At 64.7% G+C, this 20,839-nt stretch carries 19 protein-coding genes, 3 tRNA genes and 1 pseudogene; 8 read left to right on the top strand and 15 right to left on the bottom strand.

All coding sequences use genetic code 11. The annotated features are described in order from the left end of the window. Nucleotides 1–110: 110 nt before the first annotated feature. The 4 genes from KW821_RS13405 to KW821_RS13420 form a co-directional block, all read right to left on the bottom strand. Nucleotides 111–195: transfer RNA gene (locus KW821_RS13405), tRNA-Tyr, on the bottom strand. Nucleotides 196–244: 49 nt separating this feature from the next. Next, nucleotides 245–329: transfer RNA gene (locus KW821_RS13410), tRNA-Tyr, on the bottom strand. Nucleotides 330–361: 32 nt separating this feature from the next. Then, nucleotides 362–446, bottom strand: a tRNA-Tyr gene (locus KW821_RS13415). Nucleotides 447–742: 296 nt separating this feature from the next. Continuing rightward, nucleotides 743–1,828, bottom strand: coding sequence for a ketoacyl-ACP synthase III (locus KW821_RS13420; protein ID WP_218291789.1), 1,086 nt, complete (start codon nt 1,826–1,828; stop codon nt 743–745). A gap of 203 nt (nt 1,829–2,031) precedes the next feature. On the opposite strand from KW821_RS13420, the gene KW821_RS13425 reads away from it, so the two are divergent. The 6 genes from KW821_RS13425 to KW821_RS13455 all read left to right on the top strand — a co-directional run bounded on the left by KW821_RS13425 (nt 2,032) and on the right by KW821_RS13455 (nt 7,558). Further along, on the top strand, nt 2,032–3,012 hold the full coding sequence (locus KW821_RS13425) for a LysR family transcriptional regulator (protein WP_218291790.1): 981 nt from the start codon (nt 2,032–2,034) through the stop codon (nt 3,010–3,012). 127 nt (nt 3,013–3,139) lie between these two features. Then, nucleotides 3,140–3,748, top strand: a complete 609-nt coding sequence (locus KW821_RS13430) for a LysE family translocator (protein WP_042654173.1) — start codon at nt 3,140–3,142, stop codon at nt 3,746–3,748. Nucleotides 3,749–4,092: 344 nt separating this feature from the next. Further along, nucleotides 4,093–5,940, top strand: coding sequence for a U32 family peptidase (locus KW821_RS13440; protein WP_218291791.1), 1,848 nt, complete (start codon nt 4,093–4,095; stop codon nt 5,938–5,940). A gap of 175 nt (nt 5,941–6,115) precedes the next feature. After that, the gene (locus KW821_RS13445; protein WP_218291792.1) at nt 6,116–6,445 is read left to right on the top strand and encodes a DHCW motif cupin fold protein; all 330 of its coding nucleotides are present in this window, start codon (nt 6,116–6,118) and stop codon (nt 6,443–6,445) included. Nucleotides 6,446–6,485: 40 nt separating this feature from the next. Beyond that, nucleotides 6,486–6,731 carry a DUF1272 domain-containing protein gene (locus KW821_RS13450; protein ID WP_218291793.1) on the top strand — a complete coding sequence of 82 codons (246 nt, stop codon included), beginning with the start codon at nt 6,486–6,488 and terminating at the stop codon, nt 6,729–6,731. A gap of 155 nt (nt 6,732–6,886) precedes the next feature. After that, nucleotides 6,887–7,558 carry a class I SAM-dependent methyltransferase gene (locus tag KW821_RS13455; RefSeq protein ID WP_218291794.1) on the top strand — a complete coding sequence of 224 codons (672 nt, stop codon included), beginning with the start codon at nt 6,887–6,889 and terminating at the stop codon, nt 7,556–7,558. Between the two features lie 99 nt (nt 7,559–7,657). Here the strand turns inward: KW821_RS13455 and KW821_RS13460 are convergent, their stop codons facing one another. The 4 genes from KW821_RS13460 to KW821_RS13475 form a co-directional block, all read right to left on the bottom strand. Then, nucleotides 7,658–8,080, bottom strand: coding sequence for a cupin domain-containing protein (locus KW821_RS13460; protein ID WP_218291795.1), 423 nt, complete (start codon nt 8,078–8,080; stop codon nt 7,658–7,660). Between the two features lie 218 nt (nt 8,081–8,298). Further along, a complete protein-coding gene (locus KW821_RS13465) occupies nt 8,299–8,673 on the bottom strand; it encodes a cupin domain-containing protein (protein WP_042654167.1) in 375 nt (124 codons plus the stop codon). Between the two features lie 360 nt (nt 8,674–9,033). Next, nucleotides 9,034–9,510: a methylated-DNA--[protein]-cysteine S-methyltransferase gene (locus KW821_RS13470; protein ID WP_218291796.1), complete on the bottom strand. Its 477-nt coding sequence runs from the start codon at nt 9,508–9,510 to the stop codon at nt 9,034–9,036. Then, nucleotides 9,507–11,027, bottom strand: coding sequence for an AlkA N-terminal domain-containing protein (locus KW821_RS13475; RefSeq protein WP_218291797.1), 1,521 nt, complete (start codon nt 11,025–11,027; stop codon nt 9,507–9,509). Before KW821_RS13475 ends, KW821_RS13470 begins: the two co-directional genes overlap by 4 nt. A gap of 198 nt (nt 11,028–11,225) precedes the next feature. On the opposite strand from KW821_RS13475, the gene KW821_RS13480 reads away from it, so the two are divergent. After that, entirely contained in the window at nt 11,226–11,627 is a 402-nt protein-coding gene (locus KW821_RS13480) for a glyoxalase/bleomycin resistance/dioxygenase family protein (protein ID WP_042654164.1), read from the top strand. A 66-nt stretch (nt 11,628–11,693) separates the two neighbouring features. Here KW821_RS13480 and KW821_RS13485 read toward each other — a convergent pair whose 3' ends face one another. From KW821_RS13485 to KW821_RS13500, 4 genes are all read right to left on the bottom strand, one after another. Continuing rightward, a complete protein-coding gene (locus KW821_RS13485) occupies nt 11,694–13,172 on the bottom strand; it encodes a carboxypeptidase M32 (RefSeq protein ID WP_218291798.1) in 1,479 nt (492 codons plus the stop codon). Nucleotides 13,173–13,305: 133 nt separating this feature from the next. Next, nucleotides 13,306–13,887, bottom strand: a complete 582-nt coding sequence (gene smrA / locus KW821_RS13490; RefSeq protein ID WP_218291799.1) for a DNA endonuclease SmrA — start codon at nt 13,885–13,887, stop codon at nt 13,306–13,308. A 197-nt stretch (nt 13,888–14,084) separates the two neighbouring features. Beyond that, a complete protein-coding gene (locus KW821_RS13495) occupies nt 14,085–14,234 on the bottom strand; it encodes a DUF3149 domain-containing protein (RefSeq protein ID WP_218291800.1) in 150 nt (49 codons plus the stop codon). Between the two features lie 178 nt (nt 14,235–14,412). After that, nucleotides 14,413–15,312 carry a TraB/GumN family protein gene (locus tag KW821_RS13500; RefSeq protein WP_218291801.1) on the bottom strand — a complete coding sequence of 300 codons (900 nt, stop codon included), beginning with the start codon at nt 15,310–15,312 and terminating at the stop codon, nt 14,413–14,415. Between the two features lie 86 nt (nt 15,313–15,398). On the opposite strand from KW821_RS13500, the gene KW821_RS13505 reads away from it, so the two are divergent. Then, nucleotides 15,399–15,731: a DUF1904 family protein gene (locus tag KW821_RS13505; RefSeq protein WP_042654161.1), complete on the top strand. Its 333-nt coding sequence runs from the start codon at nt 15,399–15,401 to the stop codon at nt 15,729–15,731. A 75-nt stretch (nt 15,732–15,806) separates the two neighbouring features. Here the strand turns inward: KW821_RS13505 and KW821_RS13510 are convergent, their stop codons facing one another. The 3 genes and pseudogenes from KW821_RS13510 to KW821_RS13520 all read right to left on the bottom strand — a co-directional run bounded on the left by KW821_RS13510 (nt 15,807) and on the right by KW821_RS13520 (nt 20,797). After that, nucleotides 15,807–16,637, bottom strand: coding sequence for an SDR family oxidoreductase (locus tag KW821_RS13510; RefSeq protein WP_218291802.1), 831 nt, complete (start codon nt 16,635–16,637; stop codon nt 15,807–15,809). Between the two features lie 115 nt (nt 16,638–16,752). Further along, complete coding sequence (locus KW821_RS13515) at nt 16,753–18,156, bottom strand: OprD family outer membrane porin (RefSeq protein WP_218291803.1); 1,404 nt, start codon at nt 18,154–18,156, stop codon at nt 16,753–16,755. Between the two features lie 705 nt (nt 18,157–18,861). Further along, a pseudogene (locus tag KW821_RS13520) lies at nt 18,862–20,797 on the bottom strand (methyl-accepting chemotaxis protein). Nucleotides 20,798–20,839: the final 42 nt, after the last annotated feature.

Below are 20,839 nucleotides of genomic sequence, written 5' to 3' on the forward strand. Positions count from 1 at the left end.
GTCCACTGTTTCGAAAAAAGCGGGGGAGGGCAATTGTCAGATCTGACAGTGCCAAATGGCATCTAGCCATAAAAGCGAAAACCCGGCGCTGGGCCGGGTTTTCTGAAGAATGGTGGAGGGAGAAGGATTCGAACCTTCGAAGGCAGAGCCGTCAGATTTACAGTCTGATCCCTTTGGCCGCTCGGGAACCCCTCCACAGGGGTACTACTTTTTTTACAGGCCTAACTCATACAGCTCAGGAAGATGGTGGAGGGAGAAGGATTCGAACCTTCGAAGGCAGAGCCGTCAGATTTACAGTCTGATCCCTTTGGCCGCTCGGGAACCCCTCCACGGGGTATTTTCCTGATTTTTCGCACTTGAATGGTGGAGGGAGAAGGATTCGAACCTTCGAAGGCAGAGCCGTCAGATTTACAGTCTGATCCCTTTGGCCGCTCGGGAACCCCTCCCCAAGTGCGAGGCCGCATACTACCAGATCCGGTAAGGTTGTGAACCCCTCAGGCCCATTCTGACGACAAAAAAATATCGTTTGGTTATTTTTTGATTTATTTAGCTCGAAATTCACGCTTTTCAATGACTTTCAGGGGCGGTGCGCCGCCGTCTGGGCGCGGATGTGGACGGGGTGATTGGCGGCAGGGAAGAGGGGCGGAGATAAAGATGGAGATAAGAAAGAGGAGCCAGCGCTGGCTCCTCTTTCTTGTTCATGCCGCTGTGCCTTGCCTATTCATGCGCTTGGCGGCCTGGCTCAGGCCTCGGTGTTGGCCTGCTGGCAGCCCGCGACGGCGTGGGCGATCAGCTCCAGCGCGCTCTGCTCGCAGGGCGGCAGCTCGACATCGCAGTGGCCAAGCGGGGTGACCCTGTCGCCCCACTTGATGAGGGCGGCGCCCCAGGTCAGGCCGGCCCCGAAGGCGGCGCTGAGCAGATAGGAGTTCGGTTTGACCCGGCCCTGCTCCAGCGCCTCGCACAGGGCGATGGGCACGGTGGCGGCCGAGGTGTTGCCGTAGTGCTCTATGTTGACCATCACCTTGTCCATGGGCGCATTCATGCGCTTGGCCAGGGTCTCTATGATGCGCATGTTGGCCTGGTGCGGCACGATGAGATCGACCTGTTCTGGGGTGATGCCAGCCTGGGCCAGCACGGCGCCGGTCGCCTCGCCCATGCCGCGCACGGCCCGTTTGAAGATCTCCTGCCCCTCGAAGTTGAAGGTGAAGAGGCCGTCGATGTCGGCGAAGCGTACCCGATCGGTGCCAAAGTTCGGCACGTGCAGGATCTCGCGCGCCTCGCTGTCGCAGCCGAGCTTGTTGGCGATGAGGCCGGACTCGTTGTCGCTCGCCTCGATCACCACGGCGCCGGCGCCGTCACCAAACAGCACTGCGGTGTCGCGCTTGGCCCAGTCCAGCAACTGGGTGAGACGCTCGGCTCCTATCACCAGCACCTTCTGCATCATGCCGGTCTGGACCAGAGAGGTGGCCACGGAGAGCGCATAGACGAAGCCGGTACAGGCGGCATTGAGGTCGAACACCGCCGCCTTGTGGGCGCCGAGGGCCTGCTGCACCGCTGAGGCACAATTCGGGATCAGGGTGCCCGGGGTGGCGGTGGCCAGGATGATGCCATCCAGCGCACCGGCCTCGAGACCGGCGCAGGCCAGGGCACGGCGACCGGCCAGGGTGGCGAGTTCGGTGTTGCTGACGTGGGAGACCCGGCGTGCCTTGATGCCGGTACGCGGATAGATCCATTCATCCGACGTTTCCATGATGGTGCTGAGCGCATCGTTGGTCAGCACTGCGGGGGGCAGGCATTTGCCCCAGCCGGTGATATTGGCGTATTTCATCTTGTTATCGCTTCTTGTTGTGGATCGCCCGCGGGCGGAAACTCGCGCAATTATGCCGTACCGGTTTTCCAGTGTCATCTCGCGGCCCTGTTTTGGCAAATGGCGGAAGGCGGGGTGGGGGACGAATAAGCCGGTGATTTTGCTTAAAATAGCGCCCCGCCTTGCCCTAAGATAGGGGCTGGTTTCTCCCAGGGATGATCTGAGTGCACAAAGCGAATCTCAACCTGTTGCCAACCCTCAAGGTCTTGCTGGAGACCCGCAACATCAGCCGGGCCGCCGAGCTGCTGCACCTTAGTCAACCCTCCATCAGCAAGCAGCTCAATCAGCTGCGCGGCGAGTTTGGCGACGAGCTGCTGGTGCGGGAGGGGCAACGCTGGCTGCTGACCCCGCGGGCCGAGAGCTTGGCGGCGGCCTTGGCCGATCCGCTCGGGGCCCTGGCGCGGCTCTACGAGGCGCCCGGCTTCGAGCCCGCCCGCTGCGAGCGGGTGTTCCGGCTCGCCTCCTCCGACTATGTGGCCCAGCACATCCTGCCGGACATCTGCGCGGCGCTGGCGAGGGCGGCGCCGCTGGCGGCGCTCGAGTACAGCCTGTGGGACAAGCGCCAGCTGCCGCAGCTGTGGCAGTCCGAGCTGGATCTGGTCTCCACCATCACGGAGCTGGTGCCGGATCAGATCCGGGGCCTACATCAGGGGGAAGACCGGCTGGTGATGCTGATGGGGCGCCACCATCCGCTGTCCGGCACGGCGCCGACTCTGGAGGACTACCTCGCCTGGCCCCATCTGCAGGTGAGCGGCGGCGGTGACAAGGACAGCCCGGTGGAGCAGGTGCTGACGCCCCAGGGCCTCTCCCGGCGCTGGTTCGCCCGGGTGCCCTTCTTCCAGGCGGCGGTCGAGGTGCTGTTGCGCACCGATTGCCTGATGACTACCCCGGCCCACATCGCCTGGCAGCTGTCGCAGGAGCACGGCCTGAGCTTCTGCGATCTGCCCTTCGCCACCCGCGCCCAGCAGTATCATCTGCTGTGGCACCAGCGCCATCATCAGGATCCGGCCCACCAGTGGTTCAGGGAGCTGGCCTATCCCTTCCTGCGAGAACATCTGCAGCGGACCCTCGGCGAGAGCCGAAAACAACTAGCCGAGAGCCGCAAGCAGCTGGACGAGAGCCACAAACCGCTCGGCAGATCCTGAGGTAGTGAGTCGTGCTGGCCCATAGCCATTGGCTATGGGCTCTATTCATAACTTTCACTTCTGGCATGGTAGTGCGCCCGCTTAACCTGACGGCCGGTATTCATTTTCATTCGAGATAGAGGCAGTTATGGAATTCACGAGCTGGCTGGCGCTGGCGGCAATCTGTGTGATGGGGGCCATCAGCCCAGGGCCGAGTCTGGCGCTGATCATCCGTAATACGGTGCAGGGCGGGCAGGGCCACGGGGTGGCGACCGCGCTCGGCCATGGCCTGGGGGTCGGCATCTATGCGCTGGTCACCGCCCTGGGTCTCTCCTTGCTGATCACCCAGACCCCGCTGCTGTTCGATCTCATTCGTTACGGCGGCGCGGCCTTCCTCGCCTGGCTCGGTATCAAGGCGCTGCTGGCGAAACCCGCGAGCGGCGCGACCGAGGAGGCGGTGCATGCGCTGCGCGGTCGGCAGGGCGCGTTCGAGGGCTTCATGGTGGCCTTCCTGAACCCCCAGCTCGCCATCTTCTTCATCGCCCTGTTCAGCCAGTTCGTCCACGCCGACACCGGCTGGCGGGAGGGCGGCATCATGATGCTGACCGCCGGTGGCATAGATGCTATCTGGTACGTGCTGGTGGCGCTGGTGCTGTCTCGCGGCCCCGTGCTGGCCTGGCTCAAGGCGAAGTCCTCCGTCATCGACAAAGTCAGCGGCTTGGTGCTGCTGGGACTGGCGCTGAAGGTGGTGCTTTGATGCTGCTCTCCCGCGCCTGGCTCAAGGCGAAGTCCTCCGTCATCGATAAAATAAGCGGTCTGGTGCTGCTGGGGCTGGCGCTGAAGGTGGTGATCTAGACCAGTGTTTGGTGCCAGTGTAGCCAGCACAATCTCTCTGCTCCCTTCTCCCCTTGTGGGAGAAGGGTTGGGGATGAGGGGTGACCACATAGGCTTTTCTCGGCCCGGCGAGAGCCGCATCTCCCGTTTCGGGATGTCGGCCTGTCCAATCCTGCATTCTGCGGTGATCTTAAGCGGGATCAAGGCGGGGGGCGCCCGGTCTCGCTAGAGTGACGGGCATTTCTCGTCCGCCTTCAGACCAGACCCATGCAGGATCATACCCAGACTAACCGCCTCGAGCTGCTGGCTCCGGCCAAGAACCTCGCCTATGGCATCGAGGCCATCAACCATGGCGCCGATGCCGTCTACATGGGCGGACCCGCGTTCGGCGCCCGCAGCGCCGCGGGCAACACCCTCGAGGATATAGAGGCGCTGGCGCGCCATGCCCACCGCTTCGGTGCCCAGCTGTTCATCGCATTCAACACCCTGCTGCACGACCACGAGCTGGAGCAGGCCCAACGCCTCGCCCACCAGATTTATGAGGCCGGCGCCGACGCGCTGATCGTGCAGGACATGGGGCTGCTGGCGCTCGACCTCCCCCCCATAGCGCTGCATGCCAGCACCCAGACCGACAACCGCACGCCGGAGAAGGTGAAGTTCCTGCAGGATGTGGGCTTCTCCCAGGTGGTGCTGGCCCGCGAGTTGTCCCTCGAGCAGATCCGCGCCATCAGCGCCCAGACCAATGTGCAGCTGGAGTTCTTCATCCACGGCGCGCTCTGCGTCTCCTACAGCGGCCAGTGCAACATCAGCTATGCCCGCACCGGCCGCAGCGCGAACCGGGGCGAGTGCGCCCAGCTGTGCCGGCTGCCCTGCTCGCTGCAGAAGCCGGATGGGGAGGTGCTGGTGGCGGACAGTCACCTGCTCTCCCTCAAAGACATGGATCAGAGCGCGAACCTGGAGGCGCTGATCGAGGCGGGTATCCGCTCCTTCAAGATCGAGGGGCGGCTCAAGGGGCTGGATTACGTGAAGAACGTCACCGCCTGGTATCGCCAGCGGCTCGACGCCATCCTGGATAAACGCCCGGATCTGGTGGCCGCCTCCGCCGGGCGTTGCAGCTACAGCTTCGTGCCGGATCCGAAGAAGAGCTTCAATCGCGGTTCGACGGACTACTTCCTGCACGAGCGCAAGGCCGATATCGGCTCCCCCAGGAGCCCGAAATACCTGGGTGAGCCACTCGGCAAGGTCACCAGGCTCACCCGGGAGGGCATAGAGATAGATGGGCATCAGGTGACGCTGAATAACGGCGACGGCCTCGGCTTCTTCAAGCCGAACGACGAGCTGGTGGGGATGCGGTTGAACAAGGTAGAAGGTAAGCAGTTACTGCTCTCCGAGCCGGTGCCCGGGCTCAAGCTGGGCACCACCATCTACCGCAACCACGACAGCGCGTTCAGCAAGCTGTTGGAGAAGCCGAGCGCCGAGCGCCGCATCCGGGTCGATCTGCGGTTATCCGAGTGCGAGCAAGGCTTGCGGCTGGATCTCGCGGACGAGCAGGGCATAAGCGCCAGCGTGACCCTCGCCTGTGACAAACAACCGGCCGACAACCCGGCGCGGGCGTTGCAGCAGGCGCGGGATCAGCTCGGCAAGCTCGGCAACACCCTGTTCGTGGCGCGCCAGATTGAGTTGGTGTTAACGATGCCGCTGTTTATTGCGGCGTCCATGCTCAACGGGCTGCGGCGGGACGGCATAGCCGCTCTAGAGGCGGCGCGACTCACCGCCTACCGGCGGCCAGAGCGGCTCATCGCGCTGCGGGATGTGGCCTATCCCCAGCACCGTCTCTCCTACCTTGGCAACGTGCTCAATGGCGCCGCCGAGCAGTTCTTCCGCGAGCACGGGGTGGCGCGCATCGCCCCCGCCTACGAGGCAAACAAGGAAGAGGGGGAAGTGGTGCTGATGATCACCAAACACTGCATCCGCTTCAGCCAGAACCTCTGCCACAAGCAGGTGCCCGGCCTCAAACCCGAACCGCTGGAGCTGAAGATGGGCAAGGACCTGTTCCGGCTGCGCTTCGACTGTAATCGCTGCGAGATGCAGGTGATGGGCAGCCTCAAGCGCTAATGCCCTATCGGGGGCCAGACGGGGCATGTCACGGGGCCGGATTCGATGGCAGTATAAGGGAGGCACCATAGGGGGCGGTCGCCTGATCCTGGCCAAAAGCCTGCATGGCGGGTAGCGATGGATGCTTATCACCCCTGCCGTGGCGATGCCGCTTTTTCCGACAAAGGGAGTTGTGATGGAAATCAAGAACCTGCCATTTTGCACGACCCGCTGGGCCGAGATAGCGCCGACCGAGCATCGGGGGGAAACCGGCGTCGCCCGCTGGCACACCCAGCGCTTTGGCGATATGCGGGTGCGGATGGTGGAGTATTCCGCCGGCTATCTGGCGGATCACTGGTGCAGCAAGGGCCATGTGCTGCTGTGCATCGAGGGGGAACTGCACACCGAGTTGCAGGATGGCCGCGTCTTCACCCTGACGGCGGGCATGAGCTATCAGGTGGCCGACAACGCCGAGCCCCATAGATCCTTCACCGAGCAGGGCGCCAGGCTGTTTATAGTCGACTGAGCCATTCGCCTTCTGCCGCCTGCCACTGAGGCCAACCACCATGCTAGAACTCAGACCCAACTGTGAATGCTGTGACAAGGATCTGCCCGCCGGCAGCGAGGAGGCCTATATCTGCTCCTTCGAGTGCACCTTCTGCGCCGATTGCTGCGAGCACCATCTTCATCAGGTCTGCCCCAACTGCGGCGGCGAGCTGGTAAGACGCCCCCGTCGCCCCGCGGCGAAATTGGCGAACAATCCTGCCTCCCTCAAGCGGGTGTTCAACCCGGCGCTGAGAAACCGGCCCTGAGCAACAAAGCCCGATAACACCGCGGCTACTGGGCCGCCATTCCTCAATCCTCAGGTGCGTGGCGGTCATGGCCTGAGGCGCCGGCCCATCATGGGGCTTTACCTTCTACCGACGGTAGCCTCTATCAAGGATCCTCAACCAGAGGAGAGTGCGAGATGGCGGAGCGATTCGAAGGCGCGGGGGCGCAGGATTATGACGGGCGTATCCCCCTGCTGGTGCCCGGTTATGAGCTGTTGCATCGGCTCAGCGCGGCCCAGCTGATGACGAGGCTGGGCCCCGGTGGCAGGGTGCTGCTGGTGGGGGTGGGCACAGGCAGCGAGCTGCTGCTCCTGGGTCGGCTCTGCCCTCACTGGCAGTTTGTCGCCCAAGATATCTCGGCGGACATGCTGGCCCAGGCCAGATGGCGCGCCGAGCAGGCGGGCATGGGCGCCAGGGTGCAGTGGTGGCAGGGGGAGCTGCCGGCCGTTGGGCTGGCGTGTGATGGCGCGCTCTGTCTGCTGGTGCTGCACTTCCTGGCGCACGGCGCCAAGGCCGGGTTGCTGGCCGCCATCGCCCGTCAGCTCACACCCGGGGCGCCGCTGCTGCTGGCGGATCTGATGGCGGCGCAAGACCCGTCCGAGCGGGCCGTCATGGGGCAGCAGGCGCGCCTCGCCGGCTTGCCGGCAGCGGCCAGCGAGCAGATGGTGCGGCGTCTCGCGGACGATTTTATCCCGCTGGATGAGGCGCAGACCCAAGGGTTGCTGCGGGAGGCGGGGTTCACGGCGGGGCGGCGTTACTTTCAGGCGCTCGGCTTTCACGGCTGGCTGGCCGAGCGGATGCCACTCTAAGGGGCAATCTGGTCGGCAGTCGGGGCGGCCCCTGTCTGAGGGGCACGCCCTGTCGTCTCCTGAGCGGGCCCGCAGAGGGCGCCCGCTCAGGTCACACGCTTATTTTTCCATCACCACGTTCCAGGGGCCATCCGCCTGGATAAAGAACACCGCCTCCTCGCTGCCTTCCACCTTGGCGATATGGGGTACCTTGTCGGTCAGGGCGAAATAGGCGCCGGGACCGAGCTGGTACTCCTTGCCCGCCACCGTCAGGGTGATGGCGCCCGACACCAGCGTCACATAGTGATCCGCATCATGATGATGATTCGGCGTCACCAGCCCCACTGGATATTTCAGGAAGAACCGGCTCTCCCCCTTCGTCATGTCACCCGACACCGGGGCGGCGGCGATGCCGTTGCCCATGTCCTTCCACTTGAGATCGGCCTTGCTCATCACCACGGTCGACTCGCCGGCGGCCCAGGCGGGGGCGCCGACCAGCAGCAGTGCCGATAGCGAGAGGACGACTGCATGCATGAATTTCATCTGCTCTCTCCTTTGGTCAGTAGAAAAGCCTGTTCGATGCGTGGCGAGGCCATCCCTCGACCCCGCCTCTCAATCATAGAGCCTGGGGGCACGGTGAAAGGGGGGGGGAAGGGGGCTGTGACGGGATGGACAAGATGGTGCTGCGGGTGGGTCTGTGCCGGTGGGCGAGCGCCCACCGGTGGGTTCGGTCGCAACCTGGGTTAGTTGCTGACGACACACTATGGCTTGGCGTACTGATCGGCGCTGAGCACCTCGATGCCAACGAAGGGTTCTTCCCCCTCGACCCAGGCGTCGTGTCCCGGCGGAATGGTGTAGGACTCGCCGGCGCTGATGGTCTTGAGGGTGCCGTCCGTCAGGCGGACCGAGATCGATCCCGAGACGGCGTAACCCACGTGCGAGAGCTGGCATTGGTCCGTCTTGACGACGGGTTTGATGCATTCAGACCAGCGCCAGCCGGGGGCGAAGTTGAACCGCCCTATGGTGTAGCCATCGAGTTTGACGACCTCGACCCGGGTCTTGTCGGGTGAGCGCACCTCGTCGGGGGTGCCGTGGGACCTCACCTGGAATTGAGTGACGGTGACTGGAGTGGACATGTTTCCTCCTCGTTTCAAACGGATCGTAGCCGATGGCCGCGACCGGATCACCAGGAACACGCCGTGATCTCGACAGTCAACAAGTTGGCAACGCGCAGCGTCATTCCGGTATTCGAAGTATTCGCCCAAACTTGCGTCGGCGCAGCGCTTTGATGCCCGCCGCGGCCAAGTATTCACCCCCTGCGCGGCGCTATTGGCACCTGGTTTTTTGCCCCTTTGCCCGCGGCCTCGGCATAACTCCTTGGCCTTCAATGCCTTGTCTTGTGGGGGCGGGGCGGCCTGTCGTTGGGCCGGGCATGCTGGATGGGGGAGTGACCAGGGGCCGGATGGCCCCTGAGAGTGGTGGAGAAAGCCCGGGGATCAGATCGGGATCCCCTCGAGGCGCAGCAGCGCCTGCTTGATGGGCAGGCCCCCCGCATAGCCGGTCAGGCTGCCATTCTGGCCGATCACGCGATGGCAGGGCACTATGACTGACAACGGGTTGCGGCCGTTCGCGGCGCCGACGGCGCGGCTCGCACTCGGCTTGCCGATGGCGTGCGCTATCTCGCCGTAGCTGCGCGTTTCGCCGTAGGGGATGTCGCACAGCGCCTGCCACACGCTGCGCTGAAACGCCGTGCCCTGGGCCGCGAGCGGCAGCGTGAAGCGTTGCAGCTCGCCGGCGAAATAGGCCCTGAACTGTGCAAGATAGGGCGCCAGCGCCTCGCTGTCTCGCCGCCAGCCGCCTTGATCCGGCAGTGTGCGCAGGCCGTCCACGAAGTCCACGTGGCGCAGGCCGTGTTCGTCGATGGCGACCAGCAGCTGGCCGCAGGCGGTATCCAGCAAATCGTAACGGATCATGATGTCATCTCCTCAGGTTGTTCATTGTCCGGGGTGCCGAGCAGCGCGGGCTGCTCGCTCATGGCGTGCCACAACCAGCTCGCGGCGTAGGCGCGCCAGGGCTGCCAGCACGCGCTGCGCGCCATGACCTCCCTGACCGGTAATTTGGTGCCGCCCCCGAGCGCTTTTTGCAGCACGAGATCGGCGGCGGGGAAGGCGTCCGGATCCTGCCCGGTGCGCAGCCGCCAGTACGACACCGTCCAGGGGCCTATGCCCGGCAGCGCGAGCAGTGCCTCGTCGCTCGCGGTGGCGAGGGTGATCTCCCCGCTCGCGAGCGCGGCGGCCAGCGCCTGCAGCGTGCGGATGCGGCTGCCCGGCATGCCGATGCCGTCCAGCGTGAGCGCGCACAGCTGCGTCGGGGTCGGCAGCGCCGTCACGCCAAATTGCGCCTCGGTGCGCGCCACCAGCCGCCCCATGATGGTGATGGCACCCTTGACCGACACCTGCTGGCCGACGATGGCGCGCAGCATCACCTCGTATTCGTCCCAGCCCCCCGGCAGCCGCACGCCGGGCCAGCGCCCTTGCAGCCGTGCGAGCAGCGGATCTTCTGCGAGTCTTGCGCCTATGCGCACCATGTCAGCGTCGAGATCCCACATGCGCCGCACGCGATACAGCAGATCCGGCAGCGCGCTCGGCGGCAGGTCTCGCAGCGTCAGCTTGAGGCTGTGGCCCTTGCCCGGCTCGATGCGGATCCACCCCTCCTGCTCACCGACTCGATGGCGACGCTCGTACGCATCGCCCTCGACGCGCTCCAGCCCCGGGATCGCGCGCAGCCGATAGAACGCGAGCATGGCCTGCACATCGAACGGCGGGCGATACGGCAGTTGCAATGTGAGGCTCGCCGGCGGCGCGTTCGTCGCCATATCGTCAGCCGCCGTCCCCTCATGTTGGCGCAAGGCGCGCGGTGCCAGGCCATAGGCCTGTTGCCACGCATCGTTGAAGCGTCGGATGCTCGCAAAGCCCGCCGCAAACGCGATGTCGGTGATCGGCAGCGCGGTCTCAGTCAACAGTCGCTTCGCGAGCAGCAGGCGGCGCGTCTGCTCCACCTGCTTTGGCGACGCACCTAGGTGTTGCTCGAACTGGCGCCGCAGCGTGCGCTCCGTGATGCCGGCCTGCGCCGCGAGTTCGCCGAGCGAATGTTCGCCGAGCTCACCGCGTTCGATGCGGCTCAACATGCGTGCGAGCAGCGGCGGCAGATCCCCGCCCTGCGGCGGCGCGAGCTCGGGCCGGCAGCGCAGGCAGGGGCGCAGCCCGTGTTGCTCCGCCGCCGCCGCGAAGCGAAAGTACTGCACATTGTGTTCGTGCGGCGCCCGGGCCGGGCAGATAGGGCGGCAATAGATGCCGGTGGAAAGCACGCCGGTGAAGAAGCGGCCGTCGAAGCGCGCATCCCGGGCGAGCCGGGCGGCGTGGCACTGCTCGCGGGTGAGGCCGGGGATGATCTCGTCCTGATGGGGATCGGTCGGTGGCAACGGGTTCATGGCATGGGGCTCGGCACTGGGGACATGTTTCGAGAGTAAGGGGGAGGGGGCGGCCTGACTAGCCAGAAACGGACAGGGATTAAAATAAAATTTCATCGGGATCTGCGAGCGGGAGAGCGCAGACGGTGAGGTAAAACGGTCGAGTCGGGCGGCCAAATATGCGAATCTGCTGTTGACCCCCTCAAGAAGGATGACCCCATGCCAGGACCCGCCCGCGCCGGTGCCCTGATCTACGCCAAGGATCTCGGACGGCTGACCCACTTCTACCGCACCCTGCTGCAGATGGAGATCCTCAGCCAGGATGAAGGTTTCGTGGTGCTGGAGAATCGCGACATCCAGCTGTTGCTGCATGCGATTCCTGACGCCATCGCCAGCGGCATCCAGATCGCGGTGCCGCCGCGGCTGCGGGAGGAGGGCGCCATCAAGCCGTTCTTCACGGTGTCGAGCCTCGCCTGGGCCGAGGCGAAGGCCGCGGATCTCGGAGGCGGTCTGCTGCCGCAACAGTGGTCAGCGCCGGGCTTCGTGCTGCGCAATGCGTTCGATCCCGAGGGCAATATACTGCAACTGCGCGAGTCGCTCACCGCGCCCGATCCGCTGTGACGGGCGACGACCAATAGAAACGGGGCAGCCTTGGCTGCCCCGTTTCGTCCTGCGGCTTGCTGACCGTTACTTCAGATAACGCTGCTCCAGATGCTTGCGCAGCCACTGCGGATCCAGCGCCGTGCCGGTCGCGCGGCGCACCAGCTCATCCGTATTGTGCTGGCTGCCCTGGGACCAGATGTGGCGGCCGAGCCAGCCGAAGATCTCCGGCAGCCGGCCCGCCGCGATCAGCTCGCCCATGTCACCCAGATCTCTCTCGAGTGCGAAGCGCTGCTGCGCCGCATACATGGCGCCGAGCGTGTAGCTCGGGAAGTAGCCGAACGAGCCGTCCGTCCAGTGGATGTCCTGCATGCAGCCGTTCTGGTAGTTGCCCTTGGTGGACAGGCCGAGCCACTGCTGCATCTTCGCATCCCACAGCTCCGGGATGTCAGCGACCTCGATGCGTCCCTCGATGAGGTCGCGCTCCAGCTCGTAGCGCAGGATCACGTGCGCCGGGTAGGTCACCTCGTCCGCATCGACGCGGATAAGACCCGGCTCGACGCGGTTGTACAGCCGCGCCAGGTTCGCCGGTGCCAACGCCGGCTGCTCGCCGAAGTGCTGACGGATGTGCGGCGCCAGCAGCGCCAGGAACGCGGGATGGTGGCCGAGCTGCATCTCGCAGAACAGGCTCTGGCTCTCATGAATACCCATGGAGCGCGCCTCGGCGACCGGCTGGCCGAGCAGGTTGCGCGGCAGGCCCTGCTCGTAACGGGCGTGGCCCGTCTCGTGCACTATGCCCATCAGGCTGGAGACGAACTCCTGCTCGTTGTAGCGCGTGGTGATGCGCACATCCGTCGGCACGCCGCCGCAGAACGGGTGGCTGCTGACGTCGAGCCGGCCGTGCGCAAAGTCAAAGCCGAGCAAGCCCATCACCTGCTGGCCGAGCGCCTGCTGGGTGGCGACGGGGAAGGGGCCCTGCGGGATCAGCAAGGTGTCACGCTTCTGCAGCTCGCTCACCTGTTGGATCAGGCTGGGCAGCCAGCCGGTGAGATCGCCGAAGATCTGATCCAGCCGCTCGCTCGTCATACCGGGCTCGTACAGCGCCAGCATGGCGTCGTAGGGGCGCACCCCGAGCGCCTCGGCGCGAAGGCGTGCCACTTCCCGCGACAGCTTCACCACCTCCTCGAGATTCGGGGCGAAGCCGGCCCAGTCGTTGTGCTTGCGCTGGCTGCGCCAGGCGTGCTCGCACTTGCTGCCGGCGAGCGACAAAGCCTCGACCAGGTCACTCGGTAGCAGGCTCGCATCCTGCCAGTGGCGCTTGATCTCCCGCAGGTTCGCCTGCTGGGTGGCGTCAAGCGGCTCGCTCTCGGCCCGCGCTATCCAGTCGCCGAGTTCGGGGGCGGTGCGTTTCTGGTGGATCAGCACGCCGAGTTCGGCCATGGCCTCGGCGCGTGCCTCGTTGCCGCCTTCCGGCATCATGGCGGCCCGATCCCAGCCGCAGATGGCGCTGAGATGGGAGAGCCGGTGCAGCTGTTGCTGATGTTGTTCAAGCTTTTGGTATGACATGGGATTGTCCTTGTTATCGTCCCTGAGAGTATGCACCCCGTACCTGGCATGATCGGGGCCGTTCGATGCTAACACTGCCATCGCGCGTTTTACCACCCTGGCCGAGGATGCCTGACCAGATGACAGGTGCTGACTAGCCGAGGCGCTGCTGGTGACGTTCGCGGTTCTGTGCCTGCTTGCGCTCGCTCTTTCTGAGCAGGACGTAGAGCGCGCCGCTGCCGCCGTGACGGCGCTCGGCGCTGTGGATGGCCATCACCGCCGGCAGTTGCGGCAGCCAGGCGCTGACATGGCTCTTGAGCTGGGCGCGCGGGCTGCTGCGCTCGCCCTTGCCGTGCAGGATCAGCAGGCAGCGGATGTCCCGCTGCTCGCAATCCAGGATGAACTGCATCAGTGCCTGGCGCGCCTCGTTCAGCGTCTTCTGGTGCAGATCCAGGCAGCCTTGCAGCTCGTATTTGCCGAGTCGCAGCTTCTTGTAGACGCCCTCCTGCACCCCGTCGCGCTTGAAGCCGATGATGTCGTGGGGATCGAGCATGGGGACAGCCTCCATGCTGAGACTATCCAGAGTGAGCCGCTCGGCGCTGGCGGCCTGGCGGCGCGCGAGCTGTGCCTCGGTCGGGGTGGGGTTGCCCGCTGGGGGCCTGAGGTGGTCGCTACACAGTGGCCGCACGTCGGCCACTTCCTGCAGGAACAGTGAGCGTTCGTCGTCATGGGACACGGCAGGCCCTCCGCATGAGAATGAGGGCGCATTATAGCGAGCCTTGATCGTGCTTAGAATGGCGGGCCGGGCGAGACGGGCTCGCTGGGATCATTGCGCCTCGGTGGGCGGCGCTTTGTGCGCATCACCTCGTATAGCGGGCCCGCGTCGTTTGGCATGGCTTGCCCGCAAGCGGCGGATCCGTTTCGCCTGCCGGTTTATTGCTCCTCGGTGGGCGGCTTGGCGTGCATCACCTTGTAGATGAAGTAGGCCGCGTAGGCGCTGATCAGCAGGAAGGTGCCGATAATCACCAGCATGGACATCAGTCCCACGCGGTTGCCAAACATCAGGTTGAGCCAAAACTCCATCTCGTTCACTCCTGTCATCCTTCGATGACAGGCATGATAGATACCTCTTTGGGAGGGAGGGGATGATCTCGATCAAGTCCCTTGCTGGTTATTTAACCGCGGACATGTTCTGTGAGCGGCCTCGCAGTTGCGGCCGCCGCCGCGCTAAACCCGGCCCAGTGGCCTCATGCCACCAGGATCACTGGGCCGCCGGCGCGGTCGCGACCCTGCCCGGCTCGGTGAGCGCCGTGATGCGCCAGCCCTGCTGCTCCAGCAGCGCGAGCAGGCCCTGCTCGCCGTAAAGGTGCAGCGCCCCTACCACGATGAAGCTCTCGTTCGGCAGGGTGGACCACTTGGCCAGCCAGTTGCGGTTGCGCTCCGCCAGCAGGGTCTGCTCCAGCCAGGCCTGCAGCTTGGGGGGCGCCATCTCCTCTTTCAACAGGTTGATCAGGGTGGCCTGATCGCCGTTCTGCCAGGCCGCCATGACCTCGGCGAATCCCTTCTCGAGCTCCGGCAACTCATCCAGGGTGCTCTCCAACATCAGGGTCTGATTGTCGCCGACGCTGGCGAGGTAGCCGAGCTGCTCGAGCAGCGTCTCGAAGCCGACGATGGGCTTGCCGCTCTCGCTCGCCCGCTTGGCGAAGTGCTGATCCACCCCGAATTCACCGCGATAGCCGGTGCGCTCCAGCGCCGCCTGGGTCAGGGTGATGGCCGCAAACCAGGGTCGCAGCGGTGCCAGCATGGTCTCGGTCAGCCCGTTCTGGCCGGCGGCGATCAGGGTGCGTCTATACAGCTCGGGCGGCACATGATCCTTGAGCGTCTTGCCGTCCACCAGTCGGGTGATGGAGCCCATCTCCTGCCACTGCTCCTGGCTGATGTTGGTCATGTTGACCTCCATCACCAGGGCGCGGCTCTGCTGCCAGGCCCGCTCGACGGGCTCGGGCAGGGGGTAGAGCGAGGGCTTGCCCGCATGAATGGAGCCCAGCAACCAGTGCTGCTCGTTGCCCTTGCTGATGCGATAGAAGGCTGGATCCGCGAAGGCTTGCAGCGGCAGCAGCAGGCACAGCAGGAAGGAGAACAGCGTACGATGAAATCTCATGGGACACCTTATGTGAGGGGATGGCTTCTCTTCAAAGCAATAAGCCCTATGATAAGTCCTCATTTGTCACAGCCAAGAGGTTTCCCATGCCCCACCTTCGTTTTCGGGCAGTTTCTGTCGACACCCTGCAGCAGATAAGCCGCCCCTTGCTGGCGGATCTTTGCGCCCTGACCGGCGGCAAGCCGGAGTTTGTCACCCTGGAGTGCGTCGACAGCATCCGGGTACGCGACGGCGAGCGCGAGGTGGGTTCTCCGTTCGTGGAGCTGGTCTGGTTCGAGCGCCCGCAGGAGCTGCAGGATGCCGCCGCGGCGCTCATCACCCGCCATCTGAAGGCGGTGCTGGGGGAGCAGACCTATGTGGTGGTGCAGGTGCTGCCGATCGTCAAGAGCCACTACTACAGCGACGGCCAGCACTATTGAGGAGGGTAAACCAGGTCGGCGCCTCGGGGCCGCTATGCGGCCCGGCTTGCTGGATGCCCATGGCCGCTCACGGGATCACACCGACTTGCCGAGGATCCGGTCAAGCCAGCGGCTCGGCAGCAGGCGGCGCAGCACAGTGAACAGCTTGGTCGGCAGGGTGACCGGGTAGCGATGCTTGGGGCGCTTGTTCTGCAGCGCATGCAGCAGCGGTGGTATGCAGGCCTCGCTCGACAGGGTGAAGCCGCTGGTGGCCCCCTCCTTCTCCAGTCGGGTCAGGGTCTGGCGATAGGCGCCCTGATGGCGGCTCTGGGCCGGGTCTATGTGGCGCACGAAGGCGTCGCGGGCATTGGCGCGAAAACGGGTGTCGATGGGGCCTGGCTCGATCAGGCTGATGTGCACGCCGCTGCCCTCGAGTTCTAGGCGCAGGGTGTCGGTGTAGCCTTCCAGCGCGAACTTGCTTGCGTTGTAGGCGCCGCGATACTTCATGGCCACCAGGCCGAGCACAGAGCTGTTCTGCACTATGCGTCCCTCACCCGCGGCCAGCATGGCCGGCAGCACCTGACGAATGAGATGGTGCCAGCCAAACAGGTTGGTGTCGAACTGGGCGCGCAGCGCCTCGGTGGGCAGGTCTTCCAGCGCGCCGGGCTGGCCGTAGGCGCCGTTGCTGAACAGCCCGTACAGGCGACCCCCGGCCAGTGCCAGTGCCTCTGCCGCCCCCCGCTCTATGCTGGCGGTGTCCGCCAGATCCAGCTGCACCGCCAGCAGGCCCTGCTGCCGCAGCTGTGCCACATCCTCGGCCTTGCGGGCGGAGGCGATCACGGTGAAGCCGTGGGCACCGAGCGCCTTGGCGGCGGCGAGGCCGATGCCGCTGGAGCAGCCGGTGATAAGCACGAAGGGGTGGGGCATAGGGAGCATCCTGATTGGCGGCCAGCAGATGGCCGAAGCGGGCATGGTAGCCTGAGCGCCACCAAAAACAAAACCGGGCCATGTGGCCCGGTTTGCTGGCAGAACATCGTCCTGATTACAGGATGGTGAACGGCATGATGATGTGGAACTTGACGTCATGCTCGGAGCTGAACATGTTCGGGTAGTACCAGCTGCCCTTGTCGTCCTGCTCGTTGTTGTAATCGGTGTAGTGCAGCTTGAACAGCGTGCCCTTCAGCTTGCCATCCTGCACCGTGTACATGACGTCGAAGTTGAAGGCCCACTCCTTGCCCGGCTCGAGGGTACCATCGCCGTTGTTGGCATCCCAACCGTAGGCACCGGAGACACCGGCGGCCCAGCCTGGAGCACCGACCAGATCATCCAGCGTGCGGCTGGTGCCGAAGAACACGGCCTTCTCTTCGTTATGGTTCCAATCTGAGCGGGAATCCCACCAGATCTCGTTCGCACCCTGGGAGTTGCCGTAGCCGCGGGTCAGACGGGGCAGGTAGTTGCCCAGATCCCCTTCGGCCTTGGTGTACAGCCCTTCCAGGCGGAAGGAGTAAGGACCGGCGCCCCAGCTGGCGGTCAGGGCTTGTTGCCAGGCCAGGCCGTCATAGTCTTCGTTCTCGGTGTCGGAACCGTAGAACTGGTAGCTGGTGTTCAGGCCACCCAGTACGTCAAACTTGTGGGCCAGCTTGAAGTGGTAGCTGTCCATGTAGCCTTCGGCCTGACCGAAGGAGCCGGTGACGGCGGTGCCATTGTCGAAGGTGTAGCGGGCCGCCAGACCGTGGATGTAGTCGATCTGGTTCTCATCGGAGAAGGGATCGCTGGCATAGGGGTTGCTCTTGGAGAAGCCGGCGGTGTTCTTGAACCAGGGCGCCTTGTATTCGTCGGCGATGGCGTAGGTCAGGTAGAGCTTGCCGAAGTTACCCTCGATCTGGCCACCACGGTAGGTACCGGGTTGATAGGACCAGTTGACGCCGATCACCCCAGGCACATACAGCTGGGTGTAACCGCCTTTGGCCGTCACGGCGCCATCCATGAACTTGAGTTTCAGGGCGGCGGTGGAGAGGCTGAAGCCATTCTCGGGAACACCGTCACCACCTGAACCCCACTGGTCGCCCCAGAAGGAGAATTCGTTCTCTTCGTTGACCGGGTTGCTCTCGTCAACGGCCAGGTCATAGGCACCGAAACCGCCCACATCCAGACCCACCATGTCCCAAGCATAACCGGAGTTGTAGTTCAGGGCGGCTTGGGTGGTGGCATGGCTCAGGTTGGAGTGGTACTTGCCATCCTGACCGGGACCGGCTTGTACGCGGTCACGCTCACGCTGGAAGTAGAACAGGCCGCCGGTCAGCTTGCCTTCATCGAGGAAGGCCTCGTAGGATTTGCCGTATTCCGGGCTCATCATGTCCTGGGCGGCCAATGCCATTCCGGGGGCGAGCAGCGCCGTAACCACAGCGGCACTCAACGCGGCGCGCTTGAAGATCACTTTTTCCATTTTGTATTGCTCCTGATTTTATGGACTTAGCTTTTTTGTCCGGCAGTCAGGCAAAGGCCCGCCGCTCGGTAATGGCATTGCAATCAAAACCCCGTAGGGCAAAAAAGAAATACTTGTCTATGTGTGCCGCCATTCCCGGGTGCCTTGGCGCCTCTCGGTGAAGGGCAGTCTGTTCTTTACAGTCTTTATTTTTTGAGTACCGACCCTTGGCGATCGGACACCACCAAGAGTACGTTCGCGGTGCGAAATATCAATGTAAAGTTCCCCCGAAGTTTCAAAAATATGACCGAGTGCAAATAATCATGATTCTTGGTGTGGGCACTCCCAGCCCTCTCATGGCGGCGATGACAGCGTTATCACGCGGGATTCCCCGTTGTCGTGCCCGGATCTCGCGCTGAAGGCAGAACTTTCTTTGTTAACCTGGTGGTAACAGATAATTTTGTGTCACAAAAAAAGATATGCCGAACGCCGGGGGCGAGAGAAGGCGATCGAAGGGTGTCGTTATGCGCCCATTTGCGAGGGGAGCGGATCGGGCTCGGATGGGAGGTGCGGGCTGAGCCTGGACATGGGCGAGCAGGCCTGCTGCAAGGGGGGGCGCAGGCCCGAGCCGCGCGGGGGCGGCTCGGTTTGGCGGCTTAAATCAGGTCTGGATGGGCGGTTCTGGCCGGGCCTATGCCAGGCTCGGCCCAGACCCGGATGACCCGCTCAAGCCTGACCCAGGATGCGGGGGATCCGCTGGGCCTGGTGGTGAATGTGTTGCGACACCTGCACCGAGAGCTGGCTGCCCTGGCGGGCGTGCTGGCTGATGCGGCCGATCAGGGCGGCGAAGCTGGCCAGCCGGTGCTCCTGGCTCCTGGCGTTGTCGGCCCCCTGCAGGGCGATGACGGCGGTGCTGCGTGCCATCTCCCGCACCTTCTGGGTGGTCTGGCGCAGTTGCTCGGCCTGCTGGCGCTGGCCGCTGGCCTCGCTGGTGATGCGGCTCAGCACGGTCGCGAGCTGATCCCCCGCCTGGGTGAGGCGCGCCAGGATCTCGGTGATCTGGCCGAGGGAGCGCTGGGTGTCGGCTGACAGGTGGCGTACCTCGTCGGCGACCACCGCGAAACCGCGTCCCTGCTCGCCGGCGCGGGCCGCCTCTATGGCGGCGTTGAGCGCCAGCAGGTTGGTCTGCTGGGCGATGTGGCCGATGACATCGACGATGGCGGTCACGTCGTCCACCGAACGCTTGAGCTGCACCAGGGCGCCACTGCTCTCGTCGATGGCGAGGCCGGTCTGGGCGGTGGCGGCCAGCATACCCCCCACCAGCCGCTCGCTCTGGCTCATGGAGTGTTCCGTTGTGCTGGGCGTGCTGCGCTATCTCGGCGGCCACCAGGTGTACCTCGCTGGCGAGCTGGTTCAGCTCGTTCATCATGCTGTCGCTCTCGTCCACCACCTGCTCCGTGGTGCGGGTGCTGTGATGGATCTCCTGCACCTGATCCACCATCTCCTGCAGGCTCAGGGAGACGCTCGACAGCTGGCTCGCCTTCTGTTGCTGATCCTGCTGCAGGCGCAGGATCAGGCGGTTGTAACTCGCGACTATGTCCCCCAGCTCGTTGCGCTCGCGCCCCGCCGGCAGCAGTTGCGCCTCGCCGGTGGCATCGAGCTGCAGGAAGGCGCCGCGCAGCTGCAGCAGGGGCCTGACCAGCCAGCGCCGCTGCACCAGCGCAAACAGCAGGGCCACTATCACCAGGCAGAGCGCCAGGGAGCCGAGGATGGTGGCGAGCTCCCGGTTCACATCCTGCCGGGCGGCGGCGAGTCGCTCCCCCATCTGGCTGCCGGCCTGCAGCAACTGTTCAATATCCTGTTGCACCCTCTGGCGGGCCGATTGCTGCTGTTGCAACGCCTTGCGGCTGTTGTCCAGCTCCTGCAGGTAGCGCTTGAGCAGGGAGACCAGCTCGCTGCGCGGCTGTTCGCCAAGCTCATGACGCACCGGCTCCCCCAGGCTGAAGTCGTCGGCCGGCGCCTCCTCAAACAGCCCGAGCGGCGGCAGCCTGGTCAGGTTGTCCGCCTGTTTTTGCAGGGCGGCCAGCTCGAATTGCAAGCCGGTCAGCAGCGCGGGGCTGGCCTGTGTCATGTAGGTCTGGCGCCGGTGGGCCAGTCCCGGCAGGCTCGCCAGTATATCGGCCGCTCCCTGGCGGTATCGAGCGGCGCTGGCAGGATCCGCCCCAGCCGCGCCCTGCTGGCCATAGTGCAGCAGGGCCTTGGCGTGGGCGGTCAGCTCGTTCTCGGCATTTTGCAGCAGCCACTCGCGGTTGCCGGAGAGCTTGCCCGCTGCCAGGTAATCGCCGTCGATGCGTGCCCCCATCCGCTCGAGCAGGGTGCGCAACGGGGCGCTCGGTGACGCTTCCTGCCGCGCCAGCTGGCTGAGCGCCTGCTTGCGGATCCCCTGGGCTTCGGCCAGGCGCAGCGGGTCGCCGCTGTCGAGGTAGTCGCGCAACTTGCCCTGCAGCGGGCCGGTCAGTTGCTGCTGCAGGCGCTCGTGCTGGCGCTGGGCTTGCTCGGTATGCTGGAGTCGCTGCCAGCCATGAAACAGGGCGGCGGCTTGTACGCCGGCGACCAGCAGCAGAACGAGGGAGGAGAGGGTGGCGTAATGGGCTATTTTCACATCAGATTCCTGCTTGAACCACGCGATGGCGCGAGCTTAAGC

This window comes from Aeromonas sp. sif2416, assembly GCF_019218665.1.
Classification (GTDB): Bacteria; Pseudomonadota; Gammaproteobacteria; order Enterobacterales; family Aeromonadaceae; genus Aeromonas; species Aeromonas encheleia.